This is a genomic window from Peribacillus sp. NPDC060253, from assembly GCF_042727425.1.
Lineage (GTDB): Bacteria > Bacillota > Bacilli > Bacillales > DSM-1321 > Peribacillus.
Genome location: NZ_JBHXAS010000149.1, coordinates 1 through 9782, shown reverse-complemented (window position 1 = coordinate 9782; position 9782 = coordinate 1). Strand labels below are relative to the sequence as shown.

The following is a 9782-nucleotide window of genomic DNA, read 5'->3' as shown; positions in this document are numbered from 1 at the left end:
AAAACTGCATGTAATTTTTCGTCTATCGTATATTTAGTCAAAAAAACTGCACCTCCAATTGTTAGATGTTGTCTAACAATTGGGGTGCAGTTCATAGTCACAGCTCTTCAAGTTTAAAGCAGGATGATTTTCATGTTCATCAATTAAATCAAAGGAACTTATGCATGATAATAGCGTTCAGATAGTTTCTTTTTATGGGCGTTGAACACTACTTCCAATGGGATATTGTACTTGTTCTCAATCACAATCAAGCTTCCTATCACATCTCCCAATTCTTCGGTTAACTCCTGTTTGTTTTCTTCATAAGAACCAATAACCTCATCAGGTCTATCCCTGCCAATTTCAAGGGAGCGAATGGCTCGTGCCACCTCGCCAGTTTCTTCTGCCAAAAAAGCAGATGCGAATGAAAATGTCCAATTCTGACCATCCTCGTGCTTCATAATAATCTTTTACCCATTGTTGAAATTCAGTGACGTTCATATTCATCCACCTTTCATTTAGATAATTCAGGTTTAACAAATCTCCTTGAATTTTGTATGATAGGAAAGGAAGATTACTAAATGGGAGATGTGATATTTTGAAAAGTCTAGCTGTATTTTGTGGATCAAGCAACGGTGCATCTACTATCTATTTAGAAGAGGCTAAAAAACTGGGTGTGGAACTGGCAAAACGTAATATTACCCTTGTTTATGGGGGCTCAAGTGTAGGAATCATGGGTGCGGTTGCAGATTCCGTTTTAGAAGCAGGCGGAAAAGTAATTGGAGTCATGCCAGATTTTCTAGAAAAAAAAGAAATAGCACATAAGAGCCTGACCGAACTGATTGTCGTTGAATCCATGCATGACAGAAAAGCAAAAATGGCAGAGCTTGCAGATGGGTTTATGGCGTTGCCAGGTGGACCAGGAACATTAGAAGAATTCTTTGAAATTTTCACTTGGGCACAGCTTGGTCTTCATCAAAAACCTTGCGGACTCTTAAATATCAATCATTATTATGATCCTTTGGTCGCTTTATTCAATCATATGTCCGATGAACAGTTCCTGCATGAAAAATTCCGTTCCATGGCGATGGTAGATGTTGAACCAAGTGGACTTCTTGATCAATTCAATACATATGAACCGCCAACCGTAAAAACTTTCATTACCGAAAAACAAACCTGATAATAAAAAACAACCGGCCAAGATCAATAATGACCTTGGCCGGTTGTGATAACTGCTTGGCACTGAAGGGTTAATTAAAAATCAGATTTAAATAATCTCCATGCCCTTTAATAAGTTGACCTTCATGTTCAGAGGAAATCCAGAAGAAATGGAATGTCAGCTCCTCTTCATCTCCTCCACCTGTTGGCTGATAGTCCCATTCATCAGGAACATTCGATGCACTTATCTTATAAAAAAATCTATTATGTATGACACCATCATCGTTCTTCCAACAATCTTCTGCAATTAACTTCTCCACATGAAAATTTTCATGACCTGTTTCTTCTTTCATTTCCCTTATCACCGCTTGATATGCATCTTCTTGAGGCTCGACTGTTCCCTTGGGTATCTGTATACCCGCTTCACTAATAGGGTGTTGAAAAACCAATACCTGTGTTTCTCCATTATTGATTCGTGTCACATATCCGTAGGCTTTTTTTATCGGCTTCACCATCATTCCCCCGTTTTTGCAACCTATTGATCAACCACCAAAAGCAAATATAAGCTCTGTCTCGCATACAGTATCTCCATCGACAGTAGCCCATCCTTTTCCTTTACCGATAGGGCCTTTCAAGCGAGTAATCTCCACTTCTAAACGTAATTGGTCCCCTGGTCTTACTTGCCTTTTAAAACGACATCTATCGATCCCAGCCAAAAGTCCGATCCGCCCTTTATTTTGTTCTTTTGTAAGCATAACAACAGCACTAACTTGTGCTAATGCCTCCAGGATCAATACACCTGGCATCACTGGGTAATTTGGAAAGTGACCAGTAAAAAACTCTTCATTTGCTGTTACATTTTTAATGGCCACCGCTCTATTTCCTTCTTCCAATTCCAAAACTCTATCAACTAAAAGAAATGGATAGCGATGCCTGATAATGTCTTTGATTTCTTGGATATCAATCAATAGTAAGTCCCCCATTGCAATGGATTGCTTTTACTTTATTTTACCATCAGTATCATCATATGGATATTTTTGTATTTATCACAATGCGGCCCTGTTTTTTGATTTCGCTTACAAATCCTTTGATTTTTTTCCCTTCGATTTAGTTAACGGGGATAGAACCATTTGTTCATATCTCGCGTAACCTCCTAATAATTTATGAATCAAGTTTATTTTAGGAACGACAAGGTAAACCACCAAGCCTGAAATGGTACTCAGTATAGCTCCTGTCAGTACATCCGCCGGAAAGTGGACACCTACCCAAATACGGGAAATGCCAACAAGGAAAGCCAGCATGATCCATAACAACCACCATCCTCTTTTGAAAAGCCAAAAGGATACACAAAACGAGAAAATCAAAATGGTATGGTCGCTTGGAAATGAATTATCCACTGCTTTTTCAATTAACTTATGAACATTGGTCAATTCAGCAAATGGCTGATTGTTCGAATGCAATCTCCCTGCCACTTTCCCCATCATTTCAGCTATTACAAACGTAATCATCCCACAAACAACCATCATTCTACTCTGTTCATTTCGAGTGAACCATATTACGATGACAGCTAAAGCTAAGAAAAATACCATGTACTCGGCAATGAAAATGGCAGAAGGGTTTAAATAAGTGTATTGTTTCCCTAAGTCATTTATCATTCTAAATACAGTAATGTTCAGTTCAAAAAAATCCATTATCTACCCAACTTTCCGCTTTTTCTTATATATTAAAGAGAAAGGGAGTAAAATCGCCATCGTTCTTCCTAACAGTTTAAGCTGCCATCTTACAATATTGTCACACGGTTAATGAGAAATTGTATGATAAAAAAAGAGAGGGTGAAACAAATGAAAATCAATCATTTAAATTTAACAGTTAATGATGTTACTGCATCACGTGAGTTTTTAGAAACATATTTTGGACTGACCTGTACAGGAAGTCGCGGGGACGGGTTCGCCGCAATGTTAGATGACGATGGTTCCGTATTGACACTAATGAAAGGACGAAATGTACAATACCCCCAGACTTTTCATGTTGGATTCATTCAAGAAAATGAAGAACAAGTTAACAGAATCAATCAACGATTGAAAGATGATGGATTCATGGTTAAGCCTCCACAACACCTGCACAGATATACTTTTTACGTAGAAGCGCCCGGAGGATTTAGCGTTGAGATACTGTGTTAAACTATCGGAGCTGTCTTAACGACAGCTTTTTTCTTTATGCAAAAAAGGGGAAGCGATTTCTAAAAAGTGCACCTCAAAAATTTGATCTTATGAAAAAGTTGGAGACTATTTGTGTCATTTTCCTGATTAGAGCATAAAATTATATAACCCATTTAATTCCTTCTTAAAAACTAATGAGGAGATGTTTCGATATGTCAGGTTGTGAACATGATTTTGACCGCGGTTTTGGATTTGGTGGAGGTTTCGCCTTTATAGTCGTATTGTTTATACTCTTAATCATTGTCGGTTGTAGTTGTGCCGGCGGCGGGTACGGCGGCGGGTACGGCGGCGGTCAAGGATATGGCGGATACTGCTAATATAGAATGAAAAAGACCGACCTTAATTGGTCGGTTCTTTACTTTTGATTCCCACCTCCAAGATAAAAAGCTTATATTGTCGGTACATATTCTTCCACCTTTATCATAAAAATTAAGGCCATTCAACTTACCCAACAAAACAATTCGGGCAATTCTCCAACATCCTGCTTTCCTGCGAATTTTAATAAAGTTCGACCGTTCATAAAAAGGAGGAACCGAAAATTATTTTAGTTTTTTTCTTATGACCTAAGGCAGCGCTAACTGGAACCGGTAATTAATTTAGTATAATGGGAGTATCCGTACAAGGGGGTACAACATGCTGCACATACAGAAAGGGTCACATACTGTAATCATTGTCATTCATGAAATTTATGGAATTAACCAACATATACAAGGGTTTTGTGAATTATTATCAAAGCAGAATTTCGATGTCATTTGTCCGCATTTATTAGCACAGGAGACACCTTTTGCTTATTCCCAAGAGGAAGAGGCTTATCATTATTTCATGAAGAACGTAGGTTTCTCAGGCGCTTTACAAAAAATAAAAAATATTATATCGGATGTTAAAGATGAATACCAAAAAATATTTATCATTGGATTCAGCTTAGGGGCAACTGTAGCTTGGCTGTGCAGTGAGGAAGAAAGTGTCGATGGAATAGTTGGATACTACGGCTCTCGCATTAGGAATTATGTGGAATTGGAGCCACAATGCCCTACACTGCTATTCTTTCCGGAAGAAGAACAATCCTTTAATGTGGATGAATTGATTTCAATGTTAAAAGTAAAGAATTTCGACTTACATAAATTCAACGGAAAACACGGATTCAGTGACCCTTACACCTTAAAATATAAAGTTGAATCCGCTCAAAGGGCATTTAGCACCATGATGAATTTTTTTACGAAGCAGTAGAACCTAGGTGACACTAAGCCACCTGTTCTTTCATTCAATTTTACATTTTGTATTGATCCAATGTATCGAACCCGCATCACTATGGGGATGACTGTCTGTTTGAATCTTTTTGTACTCTATTGCCAATTCTGTTAAAGAAAGCTTCAACAGCTGTTCCTCACTTTTATTTACATGATAGATCATGAGTTTATAGATTAATTCCTTCCGTTTTTCTTCCACACCCTTTCTCATTTCACCCTCTCCTTTTTTGTTATTTGATGGTGTTAGAAGCATAAATAAATCAGGTTGAGGCAAGACGCGGGGCGGGTACGAATGGTTGCTACATCTATTGTTTTTTTTGAAGAATACCTGTTCCAACAGTTCAACGTACCACTTCCTGTCTGAAATATATGAATTAATAGATATTCAAACAGGGCTCATCAGAAGGCAAGGAATCATTCTTTTTTATTTTCATATATTCTTCCTCTAAGTCGGTTAAGGTTAATTCAAATAAATGGGTGTCATTCTTTTTATAAATTCCCTCGTTAATCAACTTGTTGATTAGAAAGTTCCTTTTCTTCTCAATAGCTTTACGTAATAATATCCCCATAATAAAAACCTCCTTTATTATCTGAACAACTACGGTGGAATCATTCGGTCGGGATCTTCCTGCTTGCCCTTTTACCAAAAAAAACCGGAGACATCTCTTTACATGAAAGAAAAGTCTCCGGTTATCCGGTCAATTAACCTATAATTCTTATCGAACTACTCAGTATTATTGTTTCTTATTTTACAAACTCTGTGCCCCATAGTCAACAATAAATTTTTATTTTTCTAAATTTACTTGGCTTGATTCTTTCTTGGGTAGCTTTTTTTATCATTACTTTGGCTTCGCTTCATGAAATGCCGTTTTAACTTTATCCAACAGGTCTTTATCTGAAATCAAACGATAACCTGTTAGTGCAAGAGCTTTTGCTCCAGTAAGGATGGCTTTGTCTCCTCTTGGGGATTTCGCGCAATCACGGAATTCATTCGTATGGGCAATCAACTCGTCTGGTCCAATTTTTATATATGGATGGGCTGTCGGTACCACATGGCTTACATTTCCTGCATCTGTCGAACCAAAACCATCCTCTTTTCTAGGAGCCACCTCTTCCCCTAATTGCGTCAGTTGTTCTTTTAACAGGTCATCAAGGACTGGATTGATCACAAAATCGAGTACTTCATTTTGGAAACGTTCGACTTCAACCGTACTTCCTGTGGCAAGTGCCGCCCCTTTTGCTACATCACGTATTTTTCGAGATACCTCTTCGCAAAGTTTCCATGTTGTTGCCCTGATGTAGAACCTCGCTGAAGCATATTCAGGAATGATGTTAGGCGCTTCCCCGCCATTGGTGATTATTCCATGGATTTTGACCTCGGATGGGAGCTGCTGTCGCAAAGCATTAATGCCATTGAACAGCTGAATCACTCCGTCAAGAGCATTCACGCCTTGTTCAGGAGCTGCAGCTGCATGTGCTGATTTTCCATAAAAATGAAAATCAAGTGGATCGACAGCCAAAAACGGACTTGTTACACCCGTTTTCCCAGCAGGATGGATAATGATGGCTGCATCCACCTCATCAAAAAGACCATGCTTCACAAAGCTGCCTTTTGCACTACCATTCGGCCCGCCCTCTTCAGCAGGCGTTCCGAAAACAATCACTTCTCCGCCTGTCTCCTCCAGCACTTGAGCCAAGGAAATTCCTGCTGCTACACTCGTTGTGCCAATGATATTATGACCGCAAGCATGACCTAAACCAGGCAATGCATCATACTCGGCTAAAAAGGCAATTGTGGGGCCATTCTTTAAAGAAGTTTTTTTGGCGATGAATCCTGTTTCATGCCCAGCTATATTGCGGGTCACTTCAAATCCTGCATCTAGAAGTAATTTGGTTAACGTATCCGAAGCGAAGAACTCTTGATTGCCAATTTCGGGTTTGGCATGGATGGCTTGACTCGTTTCAACATATAATTTGGAATGCTGATCGATGTGATCTGCAATGATTTGCTGATGCGACTTCACTAGTTCAATTCCCATATCCTTATCTCCCTTTTTATTTATTGGGTATAAAAAGCCGGATAGGTATCTTGAATCTATCCGGCAATTCTTCACTTTGTTTCAATCATCATTTTTCACTAGCCGGTTTTGTCCAGGCATCTTGGTAATTCACTAATTCATCTACAGATACATATGCAGGAATCGTGTTTCCGTCAAACGTTTTTTCAATGAACGCTTCCACTTCTTTCGATTGGTAAAGTTCTACTAATTTTTGCAGCTCAGGACGATCGGTATCTCCCTTTTTAACCGCAATGATATTAATATATGGTTTTGCCGTTTTACTTTCATGGAATAATGCATCTTTTAAAGTAAGTCCTGCTTCAACGGCAAAGTTGTTATTAATTGCAGAGGCATCGGCATCATCCAATAGACGCGGCGTATTGCCGGCAGCAACAGGTTTGATTTTCAATTTTTTCGGATTATCTTTAATGATTTCCAATGATCCCGACCCATTGAATTCCTCTTTCAATGTAATCAAGCCAGCTTCTTGAAGAAGGAGTAATGCACGGCCAAAGTTTGTAGCTTCATTCGGAACGGCAATGGTAGCTCCATCCGGTAGACTTTTAAGGCTTTTATGCTTTTTCGAATAAAGACCCATTGGCGCAATGACAGTCGACCCGATGGGTTCTAATTTCAAATTTTGATCTTGAACAAATTCATCGAAGTAGGCAACTGTTTGGAATGAATTCGCATCAATTTCGCCTTCACTTAACGCAAGGTTCGGTTGGATATAATCGTTAAAAGTGACCAGTTCGATATTCAGGCCTTTCTTTTTCGCTAAGTCGACAATGTATTCCCACGTTCTCGTATCCCCGCTGCTGACACCCACTTTTACTGTTTTTACATCATCTGAACCGCCTGCTGCACCTTCTTTGCTCCCACATGCTGCAGCCACGACGGCCAATGCTAATACGATAATTGTTAATAAGATTTTCTTCATTTTTCCTGCCTCCTCTAATTTTTATCTTCTTCTGATTTTTTTTGAAACGAAATTCCCGGTGGATTGCAGTAATTGAACGATGATCACGAGCGCCGCTACTGTGACGACCATCGTCATCGTATCGAACCTTTGATAACCGTAAGCCAAGGCCAAATCTCCCACCCCGCCTGCACCGACGGCACCTGCCATGGCTGTAGATCCAACAAGGCCAATCGTCGCGGTTGTAAATGTAAGGATCAATGAACTAAGTCCCTCAGGTATCAAAAAGCGATATATGATTTGCCATGTCGTTGCCCCCATTGCCTGAGCTGCCTCGATGATCCCTTTGTCCACTTCCAACAGGGAGTTTTCCACAAGCCGGGCAATATAAGGAGCTGCATAAAAGATCAGTGGAACAATTGCTGCATTCGTTCCGATTGCACTGCCCACAATCATTCTAGTAAAAGGAATCAGTGCGACAAGCAAGATGATGAAAGGAACCGACCGTAATATATTGATGATCGGGTTCAATACATTAAAGATCCATTTATTCTCCAGGATGTGACCGTTCCTCGTAATGACAAGCAGGATACCGAGCGGAAGCCCGATCAATCCGGAAAATACCAATGAGATGGCTACCATATAAAGTGTGTCACCGAAAGCTGTCGACAGCTGCTCGGCTGTTATTTCCATTCCCCAAAGCGTATTACCCATTTATCTGCACCTCCTGGACGAGAATCCCCTCATCTTTAATATATTGATAAGCCTTGTCCACCTCATTTTTGTTCCCTGTCACTTCGATGATCAAATTCCCAAAGGGCGTTTCCTGAATTTCAGAAATATTGGCTGATAATACACTTAAATGAACATCATATTTCTTCGAGATGGTTGAAAGTAAAGGGGTTCCTGAAGTAGTCCCAATAAAGTTAATTTTCCAAATAATCGGGATATGGGTCCCTATGCTTTTCAGGAAACTTTGTGGTATCTCGTCATGTATGACCGTTCTCACGAAGTTTTTTGCAATATCCGTTTGCGGCTTCGCAAAAACTTCGAAAACCGAACCTTGCTCAACCACGCATCCGCCTTCCATGACCGCAACCTTATTGCAAATTTCCCTGATTACAGACATTTCATGAGTGATTAACAGAATGGTAATATTGTATTCTTTATTAATCTTCTTTAAGAGCTGCAGAACAGCACTAGTGGTTTGTGGATCCAATGCCGACGTAGCTTCATCACATAATAGGATCGATGGGTTTGTAGCCAATGCTCTCGCGATCCCGATCCGTTGCTTTTGACCTCCGGATAATTGTTCCGGATAACTCCTTGCTTTGCTTGATAAGCCAACGAACTCCAGCAACTCGCCTACCCGCTCTTTGATTTCTTTACTGGGCGTTCCCGACAAAACCAGCGGCATGGCGATATTATCAAAAACGGTCTTTGAGTTAAGTAAGTTGAAATGCTGAAAGATCATCCCGATTTTTTTCTTTTCTGCCCGTAAATCCTTAGGGTTCAATGAAGTTAAATCCTTCTCCCCAACGATTACACGGCCATCTGATGGATGTTCAAGCAGATTGACTAACCGAATCAACGTACTTTTTCCGGCTCCGCTATAACCGACTACACCGAATATATCTCCCTTTTCTACTGTCAAATTGATTCCTTTCAAAGCTTCAACGGTCTGTTTCTTTGTTTGATAAACCTTTTTAACATTTTGAAACTCAATCATCCTATCTCCCCCCAAGTTGTTAATTTCTACAAATTCATTATCAGAGAAGAGCTTTGCAAAGTTTCAAAATGATAGGGTTACATTCGTTTGATGATCCCGTGCTTTGAAAGCCAAACTCACGAGTTCATGCACCATTTTCCCAAATGACAACCATATTCATTGTGAATAAACAAAAGAGGCCTCTTCCGTCATCAGACAGAAGAGGCCTCCTTTAGAAATAAAAAAGAGTAAACTCTTAATTTAATTATCTAAGAAAAGCTCCTTCTTATCTTTCAAACTTTCGTCCGTTGGAATTAGCACAGTATTTTTACAATAGTAAAAACCCGCTGCCGAGGTATCATAGGGCCAAGTCCCTCCACATCTCTCGATAAGAATTAACGTTATATTTAATTATGTCCTTCACTATATATTCAATTTTCACTTAAGTCAACCCTAATTTTTATCGTTCTAACTATTTTCATAGTATAGTTA

13 protein-coding genes, 1 pseudogene and 1 riboswitch are annotated in these 9782 nt (G+C 39.5%); of the genes and pseudogenes, 4 read left to right on the top strand and 10 right to left on the bottom strand.

Annotation, left to right across the window (positions count from 1 at the left end; translation table 11 throughout):
• Nucleotides 1-158: 158 nt before the first annotated feature.
• A pseudogene (locus tag ACFWE9_RS23870) lies at nucleotides 159-480 on the bottom strand (MazG nucleotide pyrophosphohydrolase domain-containing protein).
• 97 nt (nucleotides 481-577) lie between these two features.
• On the opposite strand from ACFWE9_RS23870, the gene ACFWE9_RS23865 reads away from it, so the two are divergent.
• Entirely contained in the window at nucleotides 578-1159 is a 582-nt protein-coding gene (locus ACFWE9_RS23865; RefSeq protein ID WP_230162483.1) for an LOG family protein, read from the top strand.
• 70 nt (nucleotides 1160-1229) lie between these two features.
• On the opposite strand, the gene ACFWE9_RS23860 is transcribed toward ACFWE9_RS23865, so the two are convergent.
• The 3 genes from ACFWE9_RS23860 to ACFWE9_RS23850 form a co-directional block, all read right to left on the bottom strand.
• Nucleotides 1230-1652: an NUDIX hydrolase gene (locus tag ACFWE9_RS23860; protein WP_377359136.1), complete on the bottom strand. Its 423-nt coding sequence runs from the start codon at nucleotides 1650-1652 to the stop codon at nucleotides 1230-1232.
• A gap of 27 nt (nucleotides 1653-1679) precedes the next feature.
• Nucleotides 1680-2105: a 3-hydroxyacyl-ACP dehydratase FabZ gene (gene fabZ, locus ACFWE9_RS23855; protein WP_377359134.1), complete on the bottom strand. Its 426-nt coding sequence runs from the start codon at nucleotides 2103-2105 to the stop codon at nucleotides 1680-1682.
• A 108-nt stretch (nucleotides 2106-2213) separates the two neighbouring features.
• Entirely contained in the window at nucleotides 2214-2828 is a 615-nt protein-coding gene (locus ACFWE9_RS23850; protein WP_230162477.1) for an undecaprenyl-diphosphatase, read from the bottom strand.
• Between the two features lie 150 nt (nucleotides 2829-2978).
• Between ACFWE9_RS23850 and ACFWE9_RS23845 the strand changes: the two genes are divergently transcribed.
• The 3 genes from ACFWE9_RS23845 to ACFWE9_RS23835 all read left to right on the top strand — a co-directional run bounded on the left by ACFWE9_RS23845 (nucleotide 2979) and on the right by ACFWE9_RS23835 (nucleotide 4583).
• Nucleotides 2979-3317 (top strand): VOC family protein, encoded by a 339-nt coding sequence (locus ACFWE9_RS23845; protein WP_230162515.1) that lies wholly within the window; start codon nucleotides 2979-2981, stop codon nucleotides 3315-3317.
• 191 nt (nucleotides 3318-3508) lie between these two features.
• Complete coding sequence (locus ACFWE9_RS23840) at nucleotides 3509-3673, top strand: YjcZ family sporulation protein (protein WP_377359131.1); 165 nt, start codon at nucleotides 3509-3511, stop codon at nucleotides 3671-3673.
• A 316-nt stretch (nucleotides 3674-3989) separates the two neighbouring features.
• On the top strand, nucleotides 3990-4583 hold the full coding sequence (locus tag ACFWE9_RS23835) for a dienelactone hydrolase family protein (RefSeq protein ID WP_377359129.1): 594 nt from the start codon (nucleotides 3990-3992) through the stop codon (nucleotides 4581-4583).
• 30 nt (nucleotides 4584-4613) lie between these two features.
• On the opposite strand, the gene ACFWE9_RS23830 is transcribed toward ACFWE9_RS23835, so the two are convergent.
• From ACFWE9_RS23830 to ACFWE9_RS23805, 6 genes are all read right to left on the bottom strand, one after another.
• Nucleotides 4614-4814, bottom strand: a complete 201-nt coding sequence (locus tag ACFWE9_RS23830; RefSeq protein WP_230162475.1) for a Fur-regulated basic protein FbpA — start codon at nucleotides 4812-4814, stop codon at nucleotides 4614-4616.
• A gap of 163 nt (nucleotides 4815-4977) precedes the next feature.
• Nucleotides 4978-5172: a Fur-regulated basic protein FbpA gene (locus tag ACFWE9_RS23825; protein WP_230162473.1), complete on the bottom strand. Its 195-nt coding sequence runs from the start codon at nucleotides 5170-5172 to the stop codon at nucleotides 4978-4980.
• Between the two features lie 270 nt (nucleotides 5173-5442).
• Complete coding sequence (locus ACFWE9_RS23820) at nucleotides 5443-6642, bottom strand: M20 family metallopeptidase (protein WP_377359127.1); 1200 nt, start codon at nucleotides 6640-6642, stop codon at nucleotides 5443-5445.
• Between the two features lie 88 nt (nucleotides 6643-6730).
• On the bottom strand, nucleotides 6731-7603 hold the full coding sequence (locus ACFWE9_RS23815; RefSeq protein ID WP_230162470.1) for a MetQ/NlpA family ABC transporter substrate-binding protein: 873 nt from the start codon (nucleotides 7601-7603) through the stop codon (nucleotides 6731-6733).
• Nucleotides 7604-7624: 21 nt separating this feature from the next.
• Nucleotides 7625-8275 (bottom strand): methionine ABC transporter permease, encoded by a 651-nt coding sequence (locus ACFWE9_RS23810; protein WP_230162513.1) that lies wholly within the window; start codon nucleotides 8273-8275, stop codon nucleotides 7625-7627.
• 13 nt (nucleotides 8276-8288) lie between these two features.
• Nucleotides 8289-9311: a methionine ABC transporter ATP-binding protein gene (locus ACFWE9_RS23805; protein WP_230162468.1), complete on the bottom strand. Its 1023-nt coding sequence runs from the start codon at nucleotides 9309-9311 to the stop codon at nucleotides 8289-8291.
• Nucleotides 9312-9573: 262 nt separating this feature from the next.
• Nucleotides 9574-9685, bottom strand: a riboswitch (SAM riboswitch).
• Between the last annotated feature and the right edge of the window lie 97 nt (nucleotides 9686-9782).

What these genes read in the sequence shown, in the direction of transcription:
- ACFWE9_RS23830 (WP_230162475.1), bottom strand. Translation starts at nt 4,814, where the DNA reads ATGAGAAAGGGTGTGGAAGAAAAACGGAAGGAATTAATCTATAAACTC.
- ACFWE9_RS23840 (WP_377359131.1), top strand. Translation starts at nt 3,509, where the DNA reads ATGTCAGGTTGTGAACATGATTTTGACCGCGGTTTTGGATTTGGTGGA.
- ACFWE9_RS23850 (WP_230162477.1), bottom strand. Translation starts at nt 2,828, where the DNA reads ATGGATTTTTTTGAACTGAACATTACTGTATTTAGAATGATAAATGAC.
- ACFWE9_RS23820 (WP_377359127.1), bottom strand. Translation starts at nt 6,642, where the DNA reads ATGGGAATTGAACTAGTGAAGTCGCATCAGCAAATCATTGCAGATCAC.
- ACFWE9_RS23815 (WP_230162470.1), bottom strand. Translation starts at nt 7,603, where the DNA reads ATGAAGAAAATCTTATTAACAATTATCGTATTAGCATTGGCCGTCGTG.
- ACFWE9_RS23810 (WP_230162513.1), bottom strand. Translation starts at nt 8,275, where the DNA reads ATGGAAATAACAGCCGAGCAGCTGTCGACAGCTTTCGGTGACACACTT.
- ACFWE9_RS23805 (WP_230162468.1), bottom strand. Translation starts at nt 9,311, where the DNA reads ATGATTGAGTTTCAAAATGTTAAAAAGGTTTATCAAACAAAGAAACAG.
- ACFWE9_RS23860 (WP_377359136.1), bottom strand. Translation starts at nt 1,652, where the DNA reads ATGGTGAAGCCGATAAAAAAAGCCTACGGATATGTGACACGAATCAAT.
- ACFWE9_RS23825 (WP_230162473.1), bottom strand. Translation starts at nt 5,172, where the DNA reads ATGGGGATATTATTACGTAAAGCTATTGAGAAGAAAAGGAACTTTCTA.
- ACFWE9_RS23835 (WP_377359129.1), top strand. Translation starts at nt 3,990, where the DNA reads ATGCTGCACATACAGAAAGGGTCACATACTGTAATCATTGTCATTCAT.
- ACFWE9_RS23845 (WP_230162515.1), top strand. Translation starts at nt 2,979, where the DNA reads ATGAAAATCAATCATTTAAATTTAACAGTTAATGATGTTACTGCATCA.